General features: G+C 30.0%; 19 protein-coding genes and 1 tRNA gene. 6 read left to right on the forward strand and 14 right to left on the reverse strand.

The features are described 5' to 3' along the window. Positions 1 to 10: 10 nt before the first annotated feature. The 3 genes from ASC44_RS09165 to ASC44_RS09175 all read right to left on the reverse strand — a co-directional run bounded on the left by ASC44_RS09165 (position 11) and on the right by ASC44_RS09175 (position 5,924). Positions 11 to 1,243 carry a hypothetical protein gene (locus ASC44_RS09165; protein ID WP_055447302.1) on the reverse strand — a complete coding sequence of 411 codons (1,233 nt, stop codon included), beginning with the start codon at positions 1,241 to 1,243 and terminating at the stop codon, positions 11 to 13. Further along, positions 1,218 to 3,794 carry a DUF2339 domain-containing protein gene (locus ASC44_RS09170; protein ID WP_083476271.1) on the reverse strand — a complete coding sequence of 859 codons (2,577 nt, stop codon included), beginning with the start codon at positions 3,792 to 3,794 and terminating at the stop codon, positions 1,218 to 1,220. Before ASC44_RS09170 ends, ASC44_RS09165 begins: the two co-directional genes overlap by 26 nt. Before the next feature lie 123 nt (positions 3,795 to 3,917). Then, positions 3,918 to 5,924, reverse strand: coding sequence for a glutamine--tRNA ligase/YqeY domain fusion protein (locus ASC44_RS09175; protein ID WP_055447303.1), 2,007 nt, complete (start codon positions 5,922 to 5,924; stop codon positions 3,918 to 3,920). 154 nt (positions 5,925 to 6,078) lie between these two features. Here ASC44_RS09175 and folB point away from each other — a divergent pair, with 154 nt between their 5' ends. Beyond that, positions 6,079 to 6,441 (forward strand): dihydroneopterin aldolase, encoded by a 363-nt coding sequence (gene folB / locus ASC44_RS09180; protein ID WP_055447304.1) that lies wholly within the window; start codon positions 6,079 to 6,081, stop codon positions 6,439 to 6,441. A 50-nt stretch (positions 6,442 to 6,491) separates the two neighbouring features. After that, a tRNA-Cys gene (locus tag ASC44_RS09185) sits at positions 6,492 to 6,562 on the forward strand. Between the two features lie 365 nt (positions 6,563 to 6,927). Here ASC44_RS09185 and ASC44_RS09190 read toward each other — a convergent pair. The 6 genes from ASC44_RS09190 to rnr form a co-directional block, all read right to left on the reverse strand. Beyond that, complete coding sequence (locus ASC44_RS09190; protein WP_055447305.1) at positions 6,928 to 7,686, reverse strand: polysaccharide lyase family 7 protein; 759 nt, start codon at positions 7,684 to 7,686, stop codon at positions 6,928 to 6,930. A gap of 41 nt (positions 7,687 to 7,727) precedes the next feature. After that, the gene (locus ASC44_RS09195; RefSeq protein ID WP_055447306.1) at positions 7,728 to 8,645 is read right to left on the reverse strand and encodes a hypothetical protein; all 918 of its coding nucleotides are present in this window, start codon (positions 8,643 to 8,645) and stop codon (positions 7,728 to 7,730) included. A 17-nt stretch (positions 8,646 to 8,662) separates the two neighbouring features. After that, on the reverse strand, positions 8,663 to 9,343 hold the full coding sequence (locus tag ASC44_RS09200; protein WP_055447307.1) for a LysE family translocator: 681 nt from the start codon (positions 9,341 to 9,343) through the stop codon (positions 8,663 to 8,665). 147 nt (positions 9,344 to 9,490) lie between these two features. Beyond that, complete coding sequence (locus ASC44_RS09205; RefSeq protein ID WP_055447308.1) at positions 9,491 to 10,165, reverse strand: head GIN domain-containing protein; 675 nt, start codon at positions 10,163 to 10,165, stop codon at positions 9,491 to 9,493. A gap of 58 nt (positions 10,166 to 10,223) precedes the next feature. Then, positions 10,224 to 10,532, reverse strand: coding sequence for a heavy metal-binding domain-containing protein (locus tag ASC44_RS09210; protein WP_055447309.1), 309 nt, complete (start codon positions 10,530 to 10,532; stop codon positions 10,224 to 10,226). A 157-nt stretch (positions 10,533 to 10,689) separates the two neighbouring features. Then, positions 10,690 to 12,888 carry a ribonuclease R gene (gene rnr / locus ASC44_RS09215; RefSeq protein ID WP_055447310.1) on the reverse strand — a complete coding sequence of 733 codons (2,199 nt, stop codon included), beginning with the start codon at positions 12,886 to 12,888 and terminating at the stop codon, positions 10,690 to 10,692. An 868-nt stretch (positions 12,889 to 13,756) separates the two neighbouring features. Here rnr and rpiB point away from each other — a divergent pair. The 3 genes from rpiB to ASC44_RS09230 all read left to right on the forward strand — a co-directional run bounded on the left by rpiB (position 13,757) and on the right by ASC44_RS09230 (position 15,673). Then, positions 13,757 to 14,185: a ribose 5-phosphate isomerase B gene (gene rpiB / locus ASC44_RS09220; protein ID WP_055447311.1), complete on the forward strand. Its 429-nt coding sequence runs from the start codon at positions 13,757 to 13,759 to the stop codon at positions 14,183 to 14,185. Continuing rightward, positions 14,186 to 15,103 (forward strand): cation diffusion facilitator family transporter, encoded by a 918-nt coding sequence (locus ASC44_RS09225; protein WP_055447312.1) that lies wholly within the window; start codon positions 14,186 to 14,188, stop codon positions 15,101 to 15,103. Positions 15,104 to 15,223: 120 nt separating this feature from the next. Further along, the gene (locus ASC44_RS09230) at positions 15,224 to 15,673 is read left to right on the forward strand and encodes a GNAT family N-acetyltransferase (RefSeq protein WP_055447313.1); all 450 of its coding nucleotides are present in this window, start codon (positions 15,224 to 15,226) and stop codon (positions 15,671 to 15,673) included. A gap of 315 nt (positions 15,674 to 15,988) precedes the next feature. On the opposite strand, the gene ASC44_RS09235 is transcribed toward ASC44_RS09230, so the two are convergent. Genes ASC44_RS09235 through rnpA form a run of 3 tightly spaced genes read right to left on the reverse strand, consistent with a single transcriptional unit; the run spans position 15,989 to position 18,899 of the window. Further along, positions 15,989 to 16,864, reverse strand: coding sequence for an OmpA family protein (locus tag ASC44_RS09235; protein WP_055447314.1), 876 nt, complete (start codon positions 16,862 to 16,864; stop codon positions 15,989 to 15,991). A gap of 18 nt (positions 16,865 to 16,882) precedes the next feature. Next, positions 16,883 to 18,529: a S41 family peptidase gene (locus tag ASC44_RS09240; protein WP_055447315.1), complete on the reverse strand. Its 1,647-nt coding sequence runs from the start codon at positions 18,527 to 18,529 to the stop codon at positions 16,883 to 16,885. Positions 18,530 to 18,533: 4 nt separating this feature from the next. Next, positions 18,534 to 18,899: a ribonuclease P protein component gene (rnpA, locus tag ASC44_RS09245; RefSeq protein WP_055447316.1), complete on the reverse strand. Its 366-nt coding sequence runs from the start codon at positions 18,897 to 18,899 to the stop codon at positions 18,534 to 18,536. Positions 18,900 to 19,028: 129 nt separating this feature from the next. Between rnpA and ASC44_RS09250 the strand changes: the two genes are divergently transcribed. After that, positions 19,029 to 19,664, forward strand: coding sequence for a peroxiredoxin-like family protein (locus tag ASC44_RS09250; protein WP_055447317.1), 636 nt, complete (start codon positions 19,029 to 19,031; stop codon positions 19,662 to 19,664). Between the two features lie 51 nt (positions 19,665 to 19,715). Here the strand turns inward: ASC44_RS09250 and ASC44_RS09255 are convergent, their stop codons facing one another. Together ASC44_RS09255 and ASC44_RS09260 are read right to left on the reverse strand one after the other, a co-directional pair. After that, complete coding sequence (locus ASC44_RS09255) at positions 19,716 to 20,216, reverse strand: hypothetical protein (RefSeq protein ID WP_055447318.1); 501 nt, start codon at positions 20,214 to 20,216, stop codon at positions 19,716 to 19,718. Positions 20,217 to 20,299: 83 nt separating this feature from the next. Continuing rightward, positions 20,300 to 22,141, reverse strand: coding sequence for a M1 family metallopeptidase (locus tag ASC44_RS09260; RefSeq protein ID WP_055447319.1), 1,842 nt, complete (start codon positions 22,139 to 22,141; stop codon positions 20,300 to 20,302). Positions 22,142 to 22,197: the final 56 nt, after the last annotated feature.

A 22,197-nucleotide genomic window follows, 5' to 3' on the forward strand; every position in this document is an offset into this window, starting at 1 on the left:
TAAATTACGTTTATTGTTTTTTTAAATCCTTTACTAGACTAGAAGAAAAGTATATTATAATTAATCCTGTTAGCACAATACAAACCCACATAAACCACGGTTGTTGCCAGAAAGATTGTTCTTTTGCTACTGTTTGCTTTACTTCTTCCTTAAGAACGTTTGAAATCTCTAATCGTGGTAAGTTTTCGGAAATATTATGTTTAAAAAAAGAAAGGTCGTACTCTGGAGCATCCATTGTTTTACGTCCTGTTTGTACGGTATATTTTTCATTAGCTTTTAACGATGAAATTACATATAATGGTTTTTGATAAAAGTTAATACCAGCAAAACTTAAGCTATTACTGTCTTTGTTTTCAACTTCAATATAGATATCATCTTCAAAAATTTCTGGTATTGTAAAATTAGTGTCCAAATCTGAATTAAACCGAACATTCGTTAAACGTTTATTATAAACCTCTTCTTTGTTCTTTATTTTTCGTGAAGCTTTCTTATAAATAATAACATTTCGATTAAAAAACTCTGGAGCAACAACTTTAAAATGAAGTTGATTTATTACTTCTTTATTTTCAAATGTTATATGAATTTGTGTTCTCTTCTCCTCAACCAACTCTACAGTGGTCATAGACTTAACAGCAACGTTTTGCAATTCTCTATTGGTAATAGCGCTATCTAAATTTCCAATTTGTAAAACATTAATTGGTAATGAGTTTACATCATTAAATTCAATTTTAAGGTACTTGTAATTACATTTAGGAAACGAAATAACGTTATCTATACTCGTGTTATTTACAGCGTTTATATTAGATAAATATCCATTATTTAAAACACCATACCACTGTTTAAGATGGTTACTTCCTAAAATTTTATAATTTTTTGAACCCGAATAATTAGCCGTAGTTAAAATAATTTCTTCTATTACTTTATATGGATTCTTAAAAATAATAGAGGTCTTTTTATTGGTAATTACTTTGTTTGAATGGATTTCGAACTTTGCATAAGAACTCGTTCTTACACTACTTCTTTTCTCTCGAACAAAATAAGCGACCTCTTTACCTTTACTATCCAGTATTCTAAAATCGCTTAGATCTCTATTAGAAAATGAACGGATTTTGTTTGGTAAACTTATTTCATATAAGCCATCTTCCTTAGCAATTTCAATTGTTCCTGTAGTGTTTTGCGCAATCGCTACATTAACAAATGCTAATGCTAGTAAAAGTTTAATCTGTTTGTTCAGTATCTTCATTTATAGCTTCTTTAGTTTCCTCTTTTATGTCCTCTTTAGGATCATCACTAACCAATACTTTTATCTTTTGGTATACAAACGAAATAATCAAGATTAAAACACCAAGTAGTATAAAAGCAACTATTTTACCTGTTTCAGAAATATTATTAATATCGTAAGTAAATAACTTTACTATCGTTATTCCTAAAAGCACTAAAGCAATAATTCTTATGCTTTTAATTTGTTTTTTAATACCAAAGATTAAAAATATAAAAGCTAATATTCCCCAAAGTACAGGAAATGCTGTTTTAATTACTTTTTGAGTGGCTAAACTTATTTGTTTGTAAGAAGATACATCTTGAGATAATACGGGTTCTGTTAATAATTTTAAACCATGTAGTAATACTTCTTTGCTAGCAATAAGTACTAATACAAAAGCAGCAACCCAAATAAATATTTTATTATTAAAAATTCCAAAAACAGGTTTTTCTTTATTAGATTTATATACAATAACACTAAAAAATACTGTTATAGCAAGCATAACATAATGCAAATTAAAAGCTATTCTATAAACACTTGTTCCATCTACATATGCTCTGTTTTCTAAGAAAGGTAAACTTAAAAATACAAAGGCAAAAAGAACAATATTTACACATGCAATTATATTTGCAATCTCTAAATTGTATTGTTTTTTTCTTCTGAATAAAATAAAGGCTATAACAGCCGTAAATAATAAATGGTATATAACTGGTATTGCTAAAGCAGAATCCCAGTTATCTATATAATATACAGATTGGAAACTTACTTCTAACATACCAACTATGTATAAAAGAATAATTCCTCCAACAAAAGTGAATTTACGATAATTAACAGCATTAAATTCCGTCTCAAAGAAAGGTAAACGTAATGTTTCGTTTTTAAGTAAAAAGAAAACAGCAAATAAAGAGGCTACTACAAAAAGTCCAGTTCCAAAAATTGGGTTTAGTACTATATTTAAAACCGCTTCATCATTGTATTTTTGTACCCAATCGATACCAAGACTTATAATAGCCAAACCATGAACAATTACAGAAGCAAAACGATAGCTTTTTATAGTTGATTTTTTAGCTAACCACATTAGTAAAACAGCTTCTGCAGCCCAAAATAATGTAATAAAGTTGCCTTCAAACTGAATAGGGATTGCCAACGTAATAAACGTTAATGTTATACCTATTAACATATAAACAGCGACCTTATCAAGGCTAAATTTTTTATATAAGAACCAAGCTAGAACTAAATTAAGTACCGCTAAACCTGCTGTAAATAATCCTTTAAATTCTGGATGATAATTGTTTAATGTTACCATACCTACAGTAAAAAAGAAAGCTGTCGCTGCAAATAACATTGTTAATTGCGCTTTTGTGAAAATAGTTTTAGTTCTTAGGTTGTTTACAACATTTGTAATTACAAATATGATGTAAAAAGCAAAAGCAAATAGTAAGCCACCTAAATAATGAGGTGCTTCGCTTTGGTTGTCTTGTATAAACCAACCTCCAAATAAAATTACTGTAAAAATAAATGCCAGTATGTTTACTAAACTCCATTTTTTATAGAACGCTAAAAGTGTTATCCCAATGTTTAAGATAATAATATATGTAAAGAGCACGATATAGTTACCTGAGCCTGTACTTATCATAAAAGGTACTGCAAAACCACCAATAAGTGATAATACAGCAAGCTCTATTCTGTTATAAGATAAAGATACTAAGCAACTAAAAATGGTAATAATAACCATAATAGCAAATGCTACTTCTTGATTAAAGAGCTTGTATTCATGAAAAGCTATAGCTATTGTAAAGTAGAAAATAGCAATAGCTCCTGCCACTAAAACGGAACTAAATGCTGCATATTTTTTTCGTAATTTACTAGCAATTAACATGACTAAAGAACCACATAAAACACCTATTCCTACTCTCGCTGGCTCGTTTATCCAATTTTTATCAATTGCAAATTTTACAAAATAACTTATACCTAAAACAAGAATTAATATACCAAGTTTATTAATAAGATTCTCACCTATAAACTTCTCTAAATCTGGGTTTTTTTCTTTAAAACGTTCCCATAGTGGTTTACTGTCGGGTTTAAAAGTCTCTTCTTCTTTAGTTGTACTGTCTACAATAGATTTCTTTTCTATAGTATACGTTTTAGTAGTATCTGCTGCTTTAGTTTCAATAACCTGTTTAGGTTCCTCCTTTATAGTTTTGTTAATAGTTTCTTTAACCGGTTCTGGAATTGATTCTGGAATTGGCTTAGATACAATTTCTGGAATTATTGGAACAATAGGCTCTGGTATTGGAATTGGTACAACTTCTTTTGATGGCTCTATTTTAGCCTGAACAATAGGTGCCGTATTTCCAGTAGAAGACACCATTTCTGTGAGCTTAATAATCTTCTTGTTTAATACCTTTATATTTTCATTTAAGGTCTTATTGTTCTCGTTTAGAGTGTTGAAATTAGAATTTGTTTTCTTAATTAAAACAAATAATAAAATAAGTATTAAAATTACCACTACTACCTCTATAGAATATATCATAAATTATGTCGCTATTAATAGTTAACATTATAACAGTTAAGAAAATCAATATACCCTATATAAAAAGTACTTAACAAAGTAATTTATAAGTGCAGTGTTTGTTTTTAAATCTGCAGGAAAAAGTTATGCAATTGCATTAGCTTCTTCTACTAATAAATCGTTTTTATCTTCTAAAGCCTTAGAAATAAAATCGTTTATAGCATCATTTTTTTCTAATCCGTTATTTAGTAAAACACCCAAACTTATTATTGTAATTATACGCGTTCCTGCTTTTTTAACGGCTGTACCAAATAAAGATTCTAAATCTTCGTAAGATACGCTTTTAGCTAATTCTTGAATTTCAGCTTTCGCTTTTTCACGTTGATCGTCTTTCATACGATCGTACTTCTTACCATAAGATTTAATTTGGTCTATTGCAGAACGTTTGTTTGGTTGTGCTTGCTTTTGTTGATTATCATTCGCTGTTTTAGGCTTTACCTTTGCCCAAGAATCACGTAAACCAACCGTTTTATTAAACACTAAATTGTCTTTAGTAGCATCGTTATCTACATTAAAATAACCTAAACGTTGAAACTGAAACTGTGCTCCTATTTTAGCTTCAGCTAAACTTGGTTCTACAAAAGCTTCAATTGTTTTTAAAGAATTCTTATTAATAAATTCCATAAAATCTTTATCTCCATGACTGTCTGGTGCTTCGTCTGTAAATAATCTATCATATTCACGAACTTCTGCCTTAATAGCATGCTTTATAGAAACCCAATGTAAGGTTCCTTTTACTTTCTTTTCGGTATCCTCAGAATAAGTACAGTGAATTTCGGTTACATTACCTTGAGCATCTTTTACTACACTATCTGCTTTAATAATGTAAGCGTTCTTCAATCTAACTTCTCCGCCTAATTTTAATCTAAAAAATTGGCTGCTTGCTTTTTCTTTAAAATCCTCTTTCTCAATGTATAATTCGCGAGAAAAAGGTACTTTTCTAGAACCTGCAGTCTCATCTTCCTGATTATTTTCGGCTTCAAGCCATTCTTCCTTATCTTCAGGATAGTTAGTAATAACAACTTTTATAGGATTTAAAACAGCCATTACTCGGTCTGCTTTTTTATTTAAATCTTCACGAATACAAAATTCTAAAAGCGATACATCGATTAGGTTTTCGCGCTTAGCAACACCAACAGTTTCAACAAATTTTCGAATCGATTGTGGTGTATAACCACGTCTACGTAAACCAGAAATGGTTGGCATTCTTGGATCATTCCATCCAGAAACTACACCATCTTCTACTAATTTAAGCAACTTACGTTTACTCATAATAGTATAAGTAAGATTTAAACGTGCAAACTCACGCTGTTTAGGTTGCATTGGGTACTTGTTTTCTGCAAAGCCATACACTTGCTCCTTAAACCAGTCGTAAAGCTCTCTGTGAGGCTTAAATTCAAGTGAGCATAATGAATGCGACACTTGTTCTATATAATCACTTTCTCCATGTGTCCAGTCGTACATTGGGTAAATACACCAATCGCTTCCTGTACGATGATGGTCTTTTTTTAATACACGATACATAATTGGATCTCGCATTAACATATTTACATGTTGCATGTCTATTTTAGCACGTAAAATATGTTCGCCTTCGTTGCATTCTCCTGCTTTCATTTTAGCAAAAATGGCAAGATTTTCTTCTACTGTTCTATTTCTATACGGTCCATCTACTCCGGGTTGTGTAGGTGTTCCTTTTTGCTCTGCCATAGCTTCGCTAGACTGAGAATCTATATAAGCTTTTCCATCTTTTATAAGTAAAATTGCCCAATCGTATAGTTCTTGAAAATAATCTGAAGAATAACGCTCTTCTGCCCATTTATAACCTAACCAAGACACATCTTCTTTTATAGCATCTACATATTCTTGCTCTTCTTTTGCAGGATTTGTATCATCGAAACGAAGGTTTACAGGCGCATTATATTTTTCACCTAAACCAAAACTAATTCCAATAGCTTTTGTATGACCAATGTGTAAATAACCATTTGGTTCTGGTGGAAAACGAAAACGTAATTTATCTTGAGATAATCCGTTTGCTAAATCTTCTTCTATAATGTGCTCTAAAAAATTGAGCGATTTTGTTTCTGTAGACATAAGTTTATTCTTTAATTCTGTTGATTTTATGCTATTAAATCAACTTAAAAATAGATTGTAAAATTAGTTAATTTTATTCTGAAATAAATTGGAAGTCATTTATAATTATTTAAAGCCTCTTTTTTAAGTACATTTGCCATTCAAAATAAAGAAAATGGGAATAATTAAAGTTGAAAATATCCGTATACATGCTAATCATGGTTGTTTAAAAGAAGAAACAGCTATTGGTAGTGATTACCGCGTAGATTTAAAAGTAAAAGCCGATTTAGAAAAAAGTGCAAGTACAGATGAACTAAATGATACTGTAGATTACGTTTTTTTAAATAAAATTGTAGCAGAAGAAATGGCAACTCCAAGTGCACTTTTAGAGCATGTTGCAAAGCGTATTTTAAGACGTATCTTATCTGAATCTAAACGAGTTAGTATCGCAACAGTTGCTGTAAGTAAAATTAATCCACCTATTAGTGGAGACGTTGAAATGGTAACTATTGAATTGACTGAAAAAAGAAAAAGTTAATTGATATAGTTTAGAATGGTAAATATTTTTATATTTGCTGTCCTAATTAGGGTGTCGTGGCCGAGTGGCTAGGCAGTGGTCTGCAACACCATCTACAGCAGTTCGAATCTGCTCGACACCTCAAAAGAAGAGTTACTATCTATAGTAGCTCTTTTTTTATGTCTTAAATTTTATGAAAATTTATAGTAATGTTATGTAGCAGTTCGAATCTAATAGAAGCCTCAAAAGAAGAGTTACTATCTATAGTAGCTCTTTTTTTATGTCTTAAATTTTATGAAAATTTATAGTAATGTTATGTAGCAGTTCGAATCTGATAGAAGCGTCAAAGAAACCTTCAACGCCAATTGTAGGTTATTTTATTTCAAATTTTTGAAAAATTAAAAGTAATGTCATTCACTAGTTATAATCTACTATAAGTATAAAAGAAGAGTTACTTTAAAAAGTAACTCTTCTTTTATTAAATATTACAGCATCCTAAACCTATGTTTATTTAGTCAACACAAAATCACTAAAACTAATTTTTGGTCTTGTATCATTTCCTTCTGTATAAACTCCAGCTTTTAAATAATACGATGACGAATAGGAGTACCAATTACTAGATGGCGTAAAAGTATGGCTTTGTGTACCATTTGTTGTTACTACAGAAAACTCAGCAACTCCATTTTGAATTAAAACAGCGACATCGAATATAGAACCTTCAATATAATCTGGTCCAATAATAGTTGTATAAGTAGAAGTGCCCACTGGGTTATTTGATAATTTAAATTTAATTTTAAGATCGTTGTCTATATAAACACGTACTAACGGTCTCTGTACGCCATTACCTCTATTATGAACTTGTGCGATAGTAACACCATTTTCTGGAATTAAATCTACCATTGCAGTATACTCTAGTTTTTTATAAATACTAAGTGCTTTTTCTTGACCTGGTGCTTCTTTAAGTTCTGTTCTTTTACCATCACTTTCTTTACTTTCAAATACCATATTATTATTTTCCATATAGAAAAAAGCGGTTGGGTTAAAAGTAGAAGCTGTTTCAGACACTGTAGATCTGTCTGGTGTGTTCCAACTGGTTTCTATTTGTAGCGTCTCTAAATTAAAGTTTTCTCCGGGAAGATTACTTTGAGTTGTTGGTGATGGTGTTGTAGTATTAGAATTTATTGATGCATTACTTTCTGTCTCATTTTGTGAGCAACCAAAAAATAAAGACAAAACAATTATTGATGTTAAACTTAAAATTTTCATTTTTTTTACTAAACTATTGAAAAATAAAATCTTAAAAAAAATTATTTAACCTTTACGTAATACCTTAAATACTTGTTAGTAATAGTATGATCTGCATTTGAAGCGTCTGATACTAGCTGAAAAAAGTAACGTTCGCTTTTATAATCTACTATTCTGGCAGTACCTATTACATTTCTTTTAGAATTGTTTTTTATTTCAAAATTTATTCTATCTAAATCGTTTGTAGCTGTATTGACTGTTAATGGTTTTTTTATTATTAATGTACTTCCAGGATAGTTATTAATAAGTTGATTTCTAAGTGTTTTCCATTGTTGCAACTGGTCTTGATTTTTATCTATTTTTAATTTATTATAAATAAAATAATAACCTCTAGACGTTGCTTTTATTGGGAGTTCGCTATCCTCATTATAAATCGTTAATTGAAACCGTCTCGGTAGTCTTAATGTAACTTTTGGATTTAAAACTAAAACCGTATCTGTTTCCATTTTTCTTGAAAACTCTGCTGTACTATTGTTATGGCTTAAGTAATTTATAGTTGGTATCTTATTACGTCTTTCTTGCGCTTTCTGTAATTCTCTAATATAATCGTGTTCGTATTGAGGAGTACTTGAATTATCATTACCTAAACTAGAAACAGTACGTCCTATTTTAAAAATAAAAATAATAACCGTTAACACAATAGAACCTCCAATCCAGAATGGACTTTTACTTTTTGTTTTGGCTGTAATTGGTTTAGTGTAAACTTGTTTAGGTTTCGCTATTGGGCGTTCTTGAGGCTTAGTAGAAGTATTAGTAGTAGTAAAATTTTGTTTAGGTTTCCCTTTAACAAAATCTTTACAAGTGTATTTAAAATGTGGTTTTTGATTTGTTAAACCACATAAAATACCAAAACGATCATCTACTTTTTTATTAATGCACTTATTGCAGTATTTAAGTCTAATCTTTTCTTGAGATTCCATGAATTATATGGTAATTATTAGTGCGTATTCTCTTCTATTTGCTCGAAAATTTCTTGAGGATTAAGTTTATCTTTTGGAAGAAAACCTTTTATTATAAGTACCGTTCCACAAACTACAAGAATAAGTCCTAAAAAACGTTTTACCTTAATAATAGCTTGAGGTGTTAACTTATTTTTTAATTGTTTTGCTAATAGAATTTTAATAATATCTGTTACAAAATAAGCCCCAATCATAGCACCAAAAAAGAGTATAAATCTATTAGGATCGTTATCTAAATTAGGTCCAACAACTATAATAATACCTAACCAAAAAACTAAAACTCCAATGTTAATAAAGTTAAGAAAGAAACCTTTTATAAATAATTTGAAATAGTTGGTTTTAGGAATCACTATTTTCATGGTTTGTATCGCTTCCTTTTTTTGCTTTTTAAAGTAGATAATAAAACCATAAACAGCTAAAATAGTACCACCAAAAACATAAAGTCCTGGTTGGTTACTTAAATTTTCTAATAATTGAAAACTTGAAAAATACGCGATACCGATAAATAATATATCTGCAACAATAACACCTAAATCGAAAGCTAATGCTGCTCTAAAACCTTTTATTACACTAGTTTCAATAAGTACAAAAAACACAGGACCAATCATGAAAGCTAAAAAAAAGCCTAATGGTATTGCTGCCTGAATATCTTCTATCATAAAAAACTATGTAAGTGTTAATACAAAGTAAAGAAATTATGTGGTTAAAGTAAAGGATTAACTGTTTTTAGTGTGCTAGAGATAAGTTTATATAAAAAAAAGCTTCAGATAAATCTGAAGCTCTTATAATAATATAATTCTTAAACTCTAGTCTTTCATCTTAATTCTACCACCAAAAGTTTTTTTCTTCTTTACATTTTTAGGATCTCCGAAAATATAAATATCTCCTCCAGCAGTTATTTTAGCATTTACTGATTCACTTGCATTAACCTCTGCTTCTCCTCCAGCGCTTACTTTAACTTTAGTATTTTCAGTTATAAACTCGCGACCTTCGTAAATGCCGCCTGTATTAATTGTAATGTCTTGAGATTTGGCTTTTCCTTTGGTTTCAATAATACCACCAGAAACAGCTCTTACTTCTAATTTTTTAACGTCTAATCCTATTTTTAAAATAGCACCTTCTTGAGCACGAAGTTCTATTTTATCTTGTACTATTAACTCGTTACCAAAAATTTTAGCGCCTTCATTACCATCTATAACTTCTAGTGTTTTATAATGTACTGCAACAAATGTTTTAGTACCATCGAAAGTACGTTCTAAATTCATGCGTACTTTTAATATACCATCTTTATTTATTATTTCTACGTCGTCTGCATCTTGACCAGACACAATAACTTTATTTTCTTCAGATTTAACCAAACTTATATGGATTAAATCGAAAACTTTAACCGTTGTAAAATCGCCTACATTTATCTCTTTTGGATCTTGAGAAAATACAGAAATTGTTATAAAAAGGAATAATACTGATGCAAATTTTTTCATTGTAAATAGTGTTTCTTTAAAGAGTACAAAAAACTAGAAGTGTTACAGTTTGTAAAAATTATTTTTCGGAAACTACGTGTACAGCTGTTCCTGTAACAGATACCATAGTCATTCCTGAATTAGAATTTGTTTCTAAATCTAGCCTAATACCCACAACAGCATTTGCATTTAATTTTGCTGCATTATCACTTAATTTTTGAAATGCTTGCTCTTGAGCTTCATTCATTGTTACTTCTACAGATTCGTAATATTTCTCCATTTTAAAGCTAAACGATGCTTTTCTAACATTTACACTTACACCTGTAACAATGCCTTTGTATTCAATTATTCTAAATCCTTCTATAGAGTTTGTTGTTGTTAAAATCATGGTTGTTTGTTTTTTTATTAGTTGACTGTTTTATAAAAATGTTACAGTATTTATTTTTTAACTACGTAAGAATTTAAATAAAAAAATATCGAGACACTTATATATAAAAAGCGTCTCGATACAATTTTCCTTTGTTAAATAACTCGAAGTAAAAATATTAAGCTTTTGGCTTACCAATTAATTCGAAATCTAAGTGACGCTTTACTAAATCAGCATTTTTCACTTTTACAATAACCTCGTCTCCAAGTTGGTACATGGTTTTTGTTTTCTTTCCAATTAATGCAAACTGCTCTTTATCGAACTCGTAATAATCGCCTTTTATATCTCTAGTTCTTACCATACCTTCGCATTTATTAGATATAATTTCTATATAAATTCCCCAATCGGTAGCACCCGAAATAACACCTAAAAACTCTTCGTCTTGATGATCTTGCATAAAACGAATTTGCATGTATTTAGTAGAATCTCTTTCGGCTTTTGTTGCTAAATATTCCATGTTACTAGAATGTTTACAACGCTCTTGGTAAATGTCTGCATTTGCAGATTTTTCGCCATCTAAATAACGCTGTAATAAACGATGTGCCATAACATCTGGATAACGACGTATTGGTGATGTAAAATGACTATAATATTCGAAAGCTAAACCGTAATGACCAATGTTTTTGGTTGTATACTCTGCTTTAGACATGGTTCTAATAGCTAAAGTATCAACTAAATTTTGTTCTTTTTTACCTTGTACATCGCTTAATAACTTATTTAAAGAAGATGCTACACCGTTTTTACCACTAAAGTTAAGCTTATGTCCAAATCTTGAAACAACGCCTTGTAAAGCCATTAATTTCTCTTCATTTGGCTCATCATGCACTCTGTAAACAAATGTTTTCTCTGGTTTTTGCTTTCCTACAAATTCTGAAACCTTTCGGTTTGCCAATAACATAAACTCTTCAATTAGCTTATTAGCATCTTTACTCGTTTTAAAGAACACGCCAACTGGGTTAGATTCTTCATCTAAATCGAATTTTACTTCAACCTTATCAAAAGATATTGCGCCAGACTGCATACGTTTTCCACGCATAATTTTTGCCAGTTCATCCATTTTTAAAACAGCATCTGCAATGGCTTGATCTGTTTTGTATTCTTTTCCTGTAAGCGACACTTCGGCAGGAATGGTATTATTTTTATTTTCTATAATAGCCTGAGCTTCTTCGTATGCAAAACGTGCATCAGAATAGGTTACTGTTCTACCAAACCATTCGTTTTTAATTTCCGCTTTAGCGTTTAATTCAAAAACAGCCGAGAATGTATACTTTTCTTCATGTGGTCTTAAAGAACATGCGCCATTACTTAAAACTTCAGGAAGCATTGGTACTACACGATCTACTAAATATACAGAGGTTGCACGTTCGTAAGCTTCATCATCTAAAATGGTGCCTTCTTGTAAATAATGCGACACATCTGCAATATGGATTCCTATTTCGTAATTACCATTTTCTAAAACGGTAAACGATAAGGCATCATCAAAATCTTTAGCATCTTTTGGATCGATAGTGAAAGTTAAATCCTTTCGCATATCGCGACGCTTTTTAATTTCTTCTGGTTTTATGTTTAAATCTATGTTATTGGCATAGTCTTCTACTTCTTTTGGGAATTCATAAGGCAAACCATAATCTGCTAAAATAGCGTGGATTTCAGTATTATGTTCTCCAGCTTTTCCTAGAACTTTAATTACTTTTCCGTTTGGAGAATCGGCTTTTTCTGGCCATTCTTCCATAGAAACTAGTACTTTATCACCATCTTCGGCATTCATCGTTTTATTGATTGGTACAAAAATGTCTGTTTTCATTTTGTTTCCATCCACTACTACAAAGGCAAAATTCTTTTTAGTATGTATTTGTATAATACCTACATATTCAGTTTTTGCACGCTTAATAATTCTGGTAATTTCGCCTTCTTGTTTACCACTTTTACTGCGTTTGTAAACATAAAGTTCTACTTCGTCACCATTTAAAGCTTTGTTTACATTGTTTGAAGCAATATAAATATCTTTTTCAAAATCGTCGCTAATAACGTAACCATTGCCACGTTGTGCTGCATCAAAAATTCCTGTGTGATACACTGTATTATTATTTATTTGAAACTTGCCACGATCGACTTCTTTAATTTCGTCTTTTGCTTTAAGTAACTGTAATTTTTTTATAATCTGGTTGCGACTACTAGCATCGTTAACATCTAGTATTGCTCCAATTTGTTTATAGTTAAATGATTTGGTTCTATCTTTTTTTAAAATACTTAGAATTGTATTTGTAAGGTTGGAAATCTTGTTATGACTTGGTTTCCTGTGTTTCTTTTTACTCATGTAATGTTTTAATGTAATGAATTCCTAAAGTTATTGGAATTTCTTGATTTTAACATCAATTATTATATTAAATAATTGATAATAAATAGCAATTAGAAGAAGATATTTTGCTATTTGGTTTATGCAAAGCTACGTTTTTAATATTAAATCGATGTTTCTTTAATATTAAGTTAACTTAATAGGTTTAGTTATTATATGTTTAAAAGTAAGTCTCCACACTAAATTTTACTTTACACATCTTTAATTTTAAATAAACACTTTTAATAAATTTAGTCTTCACGTTTAAAAAAGAATTGAAACAAACTTAATTTTAGACTTATCCACATTTACATTATATATTATTATTCTTTCTTTAAAATTTTAAAAAAAAATAGTGATTATGATAGCTTGTGAATAGCGGTATAACTTTATTGAGTTTTAGTTTTGTATGTTACTTTTCTGTTTGTATTAACACTTTATAAACATATTAAAGTATTGATTTTTATTGTATTTAACTAGGTTATTAACAACTGTTAGTAACCTATGTTCACAACCTATTTTTAATAAGTAATTTATTTTTTTGTGTTTGTATGTGTATTTTTTTTAATGATAAGTCTCCAAAAAATAAGTGCTAACTTTTTAGGTTGTTAATAACCAATTTTGGTTTGGAAAATTAATTGGATAATCCTAAGAAAAGTTTTAAAAAACAATGATAAGATATTAACAAGTAGTCACTATAAAATCATACAGTTGTTAACAACCATATAAAACACTATTTTTAAGTTGAATTTTCAAACCTATAAATTTTGAATAAGTTCATTAGTATTACTTATTAATAGTTGCAAGCAATTATTAACTTTACCTTTTTAAAACACACACAACTAATATTATGACAATCTCAATAGGAAACGATCACGCAGGAACAGATTACAAATTTGCTATTATTAAGCATTTAGAATCAAAAGGAATTACAGTAACAAACCATGGAACAGATGCTAACGATAGTGTAGATTATCCAGATTTTGTTCATCCTGTTGCAAACGATGTAGAAAATAAAAAAGCAGATTTTGGTATCCTTATATGTGGAAGCGCAAATGGAGTAGCCATGACGGCTAATAAACACCAAGGCATTCGTGCTGGTATTTGCTGGACTAAAGAAATTACAGAATTAACAAGACAGCATAATAACGCAAACATTGTTTGTATTCCTGCGCGTTATACAGCAGTACAACAAGCTATTGCTATTGTTGATACCTTTTTAGAAACTGAATTTGAAGGCGGAAGACACCAAAACCGTGTAGATAAAATACCTTGCTAATTGGCACACAATAAATCACATAACCATACACACGATCATAACGATTTAAAAGGTAGAAATTTATTAATTTCTATCCTTTTAAATATAGTTATTACTGTTGCGCAAGTTATTGGTGGATTGTTATCTGGAAGTTTAGCCTTATTAAGTGATGCGTTACATAATTTTAGCGATGTTGTATCCCTTGTTATTAGCTATATAGCCGAAAAATTATCTAAACGAAAAGCCTCTATACATAAAACATTCGGTTATAAAAGAGCCGAAATTTTGGCTGCTTTTATTAATGCATCAACCTTAATAATAGTAGCTATTTTATTAATTATTGAAGCTATTAAGCGTTTTCAAAATCCACAAGAAATTGAAAGTAACTTGGTTATCTGGCTAGCATTTATTGCTATTTTAGGTAATGGATTTAGTGTTTTACTACTTAAAAAAGATAGTAAATCTAATATGAATATGAGAAGTGCCTATTTACATCTTATCACAGATATGATGGCTAGTGTTGCTGTTTTAATAGGTGGACTTTTAATGAAATTTTACCAATTGTTTTGGGTAGATAGCGTACTTACATTTGCTATTGCTGTTTATTTAATATGGATGGGTTTCGATTTGTTAAAAGAATCTACAAAAGTATTAATGTTATTTACTCCGGATACCATTCCTATAGATGAAATTGTTAAAGAGATTAACGCTTTCGCGGAAATAAAAAACGTGCACCACATACATGTTTGGCAATTAAATGAAGATGAAACACATTTTGAGGCGCACATAGATTTTGAAAAAGACATTACCTTAACAGCGTTTGATGTTATTCTTTCTAAAATTGAAAGACTTTTGTTTACTAAATTTCAAATTAATCATATTAATATTCAACCCGAATTTGGTAAAGATGATACTAAGGATGTTATTGTACAGGATTAATAATAAGTGTTTTTGCCAGGCGTTTTTTAATGACGTGTCAATCTCATAAAACAAATATATTAAACAGATTATCGCGCTTTTTTCTATCGAAAAAATATGAAATAAAACACATAATATAAAATGCTAGAAATTAAAATTAAAACGTTTCAAGAACTAACAACTATAGAGCTTTACAACCTACTTCAATTAAGAAGTGAAGTTTTTGTGGTAGAACAAGAATGTGTCTATCAAGACGTTGATAATAAAGACCAAAAGGCATTACATATATTAGGTATTAAAAATAAAAAAATAGTAGCTTATACACGCTTATTTAAACCTGGAGATTATTTTAATTTATCAAGTATAGGTAGAGTAGTGGTTGCAGAAAATGAAAGACAACATAAATATGGTTACGATATTATGGAAGCTTCAATTAAAGCAATCGAAGAAAATTACAATACAAACGAAATAAAAATTTCGGCACAATGTTACTTAAAACGTTTTTATAATAACTTAAATTTTAAAGAAATAGGCGAGGAGTATCTAGAAGATGGAATCCCACATATTGGAATGCTTTATAGTAAAAAATAAAAGTCAGCGCATTGCGCTGACTTTGTAAGTAAAAAACCCTACTAAAAATTATTTACTTAGAAATATATTATAATTTTGTAAAACTTTAAATTATTGTACAAATATAGGTATATCAATTAGTTATAAGAAATATTTTAGACCTGTGTCATTAAATATTTGTTTAAAAACATAAACGTAAACAAAAAGCAAAAGCGTTCGATAAGCAGTAATGTAAATTGACCGCTATTATTGACGTTTCAAGGATTTGTAAAATATGAGCCATAAAAAAAACCATCTATTTTAGATGGTTTTTTTACTTATAATTTTAGCATTTTATTATTCAGTTTTTCCAACATATGTAACTAAAATTTCTACACGTCTATCTAATTTTGGTTCGCCACCAAGAGGAAATTTTCTTCGTAAACCAACAAATTTCATTCGTCTTTTATCCACGCCTTTTCGTTCTAAATAATCATAGATATATTTTGCTCTAGCAACAGATAAATTACGTTTTCTAGTTTTTTTATCAACGGCATCACGACTGTTTTGAGTACAACAAACATGACCTTGAATGGTAAAATAGATATTCTTATTTTTAGCCATAATTTTAGCGAGCTCTTCTAATGTTTTTTTAGAATCTGATGTTACATAGCTATAACTAGTTTTAAAATATATTTTATCTAATCGTATTTTATCACCTTTTTTTATGGTGCCATTACTAATGTCTTCTGTTGTTTTCTCTTTAGGGCCTTCATCTAATACAATATCTTGTTCAGTACTACTTACAGAACCTTCAATTGGCTCTTTCGTTTTCTTTAGAGTAACTATTATTTCTACTTTACGATTTAATCCACGAATTTGGTGTATTTCTTCTTCATTTAAAATCTTTAATAATATTTCACCTTTACCATTAACATTTGTTATTAAATATGGATCAATACCATAACCTGCAAACATTTCTTTTATAGCATCTGCACGATTTTGAGAGAGTTCTAAATTATATTTATTAGAACCTCTATCGTCTGTAAAACCATAAATAGAGACTTTTCCTATGGGAATAGTGTCTAATTGAGAGATAAATAGCAAAAGCCTATTCTCTTCGGTTAATGGTACAATATATTTATCTGTATCAAAATAAACATCATGAGTAAATTCGTTTTGAGAAAACCCAAATTGAGTTACAAATAGAAGTATGGTAATTAAGTATTTCATTTTTTGATAACTTATAATTTAGTTTAAATAGCCATTGTATTTATTGGGGTTTGCTAATATACCTGTGGCTTTTTTAATCTCTTTATTATGTAATTTATAGTAGTCGTATAACCCTTCTCTATAAACGTAGCGTTTTATAATTTCGTCGCTTAATAAACCCATAAGTTGAGACTTATTGTCGTCGATAGCTTTTAATTTTGAATGATTTAAATTTTTAATTAAATTATTATAATCACGCTGAATATCATGATCTAAATTCTCTGTTTTTGCAACTTCTAAAGCTTTATTAAGTGATTTTTCTGTATCAGTTTCAAAAGAAAAATCTGAAGACTTTAAGAAGTTTTTAAAATCTTGAAAATCTGAGTCTGATAGTTCCCAGCTGTTAATATCACTAATGTTTTGGTTATTGTAATAGTATTTAGTAGCATAATCGAAAATACTTTGATTATTTAAAATAGCTTTGGTAATTGCAGAGGTTTTAGAATTCTCTAAAGCTTCATCTGGAAAAACACCACCACCATCAAATACCTTTCTACCATTTTTAGTTTTAAAGACATTATAATCTTTTTGTTTTACACGCACTGCATTTCCTTTTTCATCTTTGTTCCAATAATCTAAAGCTTGAATACAACGACCAGAAGGTGTGTAATAACGAGAAATTGTAACTTTTAACTGTGTACCATAGGTTAATTTTTTAGGACGCTGTACAAGGCCTTTACCAAAGCTTCTTGAGCCAACAACAACACCTCTATCTAAATCTTGTAAGGTACCAGAAACAATTTCACTTGCCGAAGCGCTACTTCCATTAATAAGTACAACTACAGGAATTTCTATGTCTATTGGATCTTTTTTAGTGTAATATGTTCTATTGTATTTTTTTACTTTGGATTTGGTTGTTACTACTAATTGATTTTTAGGTACAAATAAATTAACAACATTAACAGCTTCTCTTAATAGGCCACCAGGGTTTCCACGTAAGTCTAAAATAATACTTTTGGCTCCTTGTGCTTTTAAATCTTTTAAAGCGTAACCTGTTTGTTGCGATGCTTTTGCGTTAAATTTCTTTAATACAATATAACCTGTTGTTTCATCAATCATTGAGAAATGAGGTACAGCATCAATTTCAATTTCACTTCGTTTTACAGTTGTATTTGCAGTTTTACCTTGTCTTACATAAGTCACTTGAGCAATAGAGTTAGCGACACCTTTAAGTAGATTACTAGCATCATCCTTATAGTCTGCAACTATTTGGTTATCCATTTTTATAATTTGGTCTCCAGCTTTTAATCCTGCCTTATCTGCTGGGTAACCTTTATAAGGTTCTATAATTACTAATTTATCTTTTAATATGCGTACTTGAGCGCCAATACCAGTATAATCTCCTGTTCTTTGAATTCTTGCTGCCTCAACATCTTGCTCGTTATAAAACTTAGTATAAGGATCGAGTTCGTTTAACATGTTTTTAATGGCATTATCCATTAGATCGCCAGGATTTGTTTCATCTACATAATTCATATTCAACTCCTTAAAAAGAGTGGTGAATATTTCAATTTGCTTAGCGATTTCAAAAAAATCGTTGTTATAAGTTTTAAAAGCAGAACCTGTAAGTAATAATGTAAGCGCTAATACCGGAATGAGCACTTTTCGTTTTAATAATTTTTTCATTGTTCTAACTTTTAGAAATTGTGTCTGTAAATTTTTCTAATGCTTTCTTCATTTTGGTATTTACTAACTCAAAATCTGGCATATCTTTACTAATATATAAAATCATTAACGCATAATCGTTAACTTCTTTATTAATTAACATGGTTTTGTTTAATCTATAAGCTTCACGAAGTAAGCGTTTTATACGAATACGATCTACAGCGCGTTTAAAATTTCGTTTACTAACCGAAACGGCTACCTTTCTAGATTCTCCATGTTTTAAATAGACTAACCTCAAAGGATATGCCGAAACCGATTCTCCATCAAGAAATAATTTCTCGATGGTTTTCTGGCTTTTTAGTTTTTCGTGTTTATTATAAGTCAGTTTCATAGTTTTTCAAAGGTAGTAATGCTATTGAAATAAAAAAATCTAAAAAGACACCTTTTACATACTATTTAAAAGATGTTTAAATTGTAATGTTTTGTTCTTATTTGAGACTGAGAATAAAAAAGAAAAACAATGTCATTAACACAATTATTAAAAGATCATGCAGAAGAATCTGCAGCAAAATTTCCAGCAGAGGTTAAAGCTATAATGCAAAATGCTATTGAAGATTTAGAACAGTCTCAACTAACTACTAATGCGTTAAAAACAGGTGATATTTTCCCGAGTTTTAATTTACCAAATGCAAAAGGAGAAGTTATTAGTTCTTTAACTTTATTAGATAAAGGGCCATTGGTTATTGCGTTTTATCGAGGAGGTTGGTGCCCATATTGTAATATTGAATTGAAGGCTTTACAAAATGTATTACCTCAACTTCAAGAGAAAGGAGCGCAACTTATCGCTATAAGCCCAGAAAGTCCTGATAACTCTTTAACTACTAAAGAAAAAAATGATTTAAGTTTTGAAGTCCTTACAGATAAAGACAACAGCTTTGCAAGAGGCTTAAGTTTAGTTTATAAATTACCAGACGATTTAATAGCATTATATAGTAAATTTGGACTTAGTTTGGATGATAGTCAAGGGAACTCAAATTCCGAATTACCAATTGCAGCAACATATGTTATAGATACAAACGGAAAAATTATTTATCATTTTCTACAAGAAGATTATAAATTACGTGCAGATCCATCAGCAATATTAGAAGTGCTTTAAAGTGATATATATTTACAAAAAAACCTCATCGAAAGATGAGGTTTTTTTGTTTTAAAACAAATACAATAAACGCTCTTTGCTATCTGGTAACCCAATAATATTATTTATGTAATCGTTTTTATATTCTAAATCACCTTTTTTAATATAACCCTCTCCATTTGGCATACAAGCACTCCAAGCACCCGATGGTTTACAATTATTTAAATCTGTAATTTTAATAATTGTATGGTCTTCTACAATAATAATGGCATATTTATAATCTTTCGCTTTTATTAAAGACTCCTTTATATTGTCTTTATTTATTTTAATAACTTCTTTAGCTATACTGTTAGCGTCTTTTTTAAAAGCTTCAATAGGATTTTTAGAAGTCTCTTTCTCTATACTTCTTACGTCTTCAAGAAAAGGAATAGATGCTGTATTAGTAACAACTTTCTCAATTGGCTTTGGTATAGAGGTTTCAGTTGTAACTGTTTTTTCTATTGCTACAGGTTTAGTCTCATTTTTACAATTTAAGGCCATAATTATAATTAATAATATCGAAATTTGTTTCATCTCTAAGCGTTTTAAATTTTTTTATAAAAAAAGCTACAACCTAAGGTGTAGCTTTTTGTGTGATTTTTAATCTAATATTTAGATTACTTTTTATTATTCTCTTTATTTATATCTGCCATTAAATTCTTAGCATCAATTTCTACGCTCTTTACAGCCTTTTTAGCTTCAAAAGTATAGGTTGGGTGAGCCCAAGCCCAATCTGCAATTGTAGTTGCTGTTGTAGGCTTTTCTCCACGCATCATTTGTAATGGAATGTAAAGACTTTCTGTAGAACCATCTGTATAAGTAACTTCAAGGTCAATAGGCATTGGCATTTCGCCAATACGCTCTAAAGTAACCATATTACCATTTATACTTTTTACACCATAATCTATAGTGTTAGTAGTCATAGTCCAGTCTGTTAAATACCATTCTAATTCTAAGCCAGATACTTTTTCGGCAACGCGAATAAAATCGTTTGGTGTTGGGTGTTTAAAAGACCAATCTATAAAATACTGTTTTAAGGTTTTCTTTAAATTGTCTTCACCAATAACGTAACCTAATTGAGACAAAAACACTTCACCTTTATTATAAGCAGCAATACCGTAAGCCATATTAGTTTCATAACGATCTGCATGCGTAGATTGTGGTTTCTCTTTACCAGATTTAGCAAGGTAATCGTAACCTCTATAAGCTCCAGCCGAAGGATTATCGGCATTTTTGTTAGCAATAACATCCATTGCTTGGTCACTAATATAACTAGTAAAACCTTCATCCATCCACTCGTGTTTCGCTTCGTTTGTTGCTAATAAGAACTGAAACCATGTATGTGCTAATTCATGCGCTGTAACACCCATTAAACTACCAAATTTACGCTTACCAGTAATTAAAGTAGACATGGCATATTCCATTCCACCATCTCCACCTTGAATAACAGAGTATTGCTCGTAAGGATATTTACCTATATTCTCACTAAAATATTGCATCATTTCAACTGTTTTAGGCTGAAGTTTCTTCCAACCTTCTAAGTTTTCTGCAGGCAAATCTTTTTTATAATAGAAATTAAGCATTGGACCATTAGGGACTTGCATAGTGTCGTGAATATAATCTGGATCTGCAGCCCAAGTAAAATCGTGAACGTTTGGTGCTTTAAAATGAAGCGTTTTCTTGTTACCGTTTACAACTGGATTTGGTTGAAGATATCCTGTTCCACCAACAACGTAGTCTTTATCGATAGTTAGTTTTAAATCAAAATCTCCCCAAACACCATGAAATTCTCTTCCAATGTATGGGTAAGCATGCCATCCTTCAAAATCGTATTCAGATAGTTTTGGATACCACTGTGTCATCGATAACGCAACACCTTCTGCATTATTTCTACCCGAACGTCTTATTTGTACAGGAACTTGAGCATCGAAAACCATATCGAAAGTAACACTTTCTCCTGGTTGAATTGCTTTGTTTAAAGTTACTTCTAAAACAGTTCCAGCAGTTGTATGTTTTACAATACCTCCATTTTGCTTAAGAGATGTTACATTAATATAACCTATTTCATTAGGTTTTAATGTGCTAATTCTACTTTGTTTTTTACCATTAACTTCTGTTACCATTCTACCATCTGGATCGGCAATAGATTGTAATCTTGCATCCATTTGACTTCCTGGTTGGAACGCGTTAAAAAATAAATGATAGAATACTTTATTTAATACATCTGGCGAATTATTAGTATAAACTAACGTTTGTTTTCCTTGATATTGGTAGTTATTAACATCCATATCAATCTCCATTTTATAATCTACATGTTGTTGCCAATAAGTAGATTTTGAAGCTGATGAGTTAGTAGTTGTGTTACTTTGTGTCGTAGAAGTTGCAGATACACTTTTAGATGAACCACAACCCATAAAAAGCAATGAAGCTGAAAGGCTAAAAAGAAGAACTTTTTTCATTTTAATATTTTTTAAATAAAAAAGCCTCAGTAATTAATAACTACTGAGGCTTTTTA

The sequence above is a fragment of the Lacinutrix mariniflava genome (genome assembly GCF_001418015.1).
Lineage (GTDB): Bacteria > Bacteroidota > Bacteroidia > Flavobacteriales > Flavobacteriaceae > Lacinutrix > Lacinutrix mariniflava.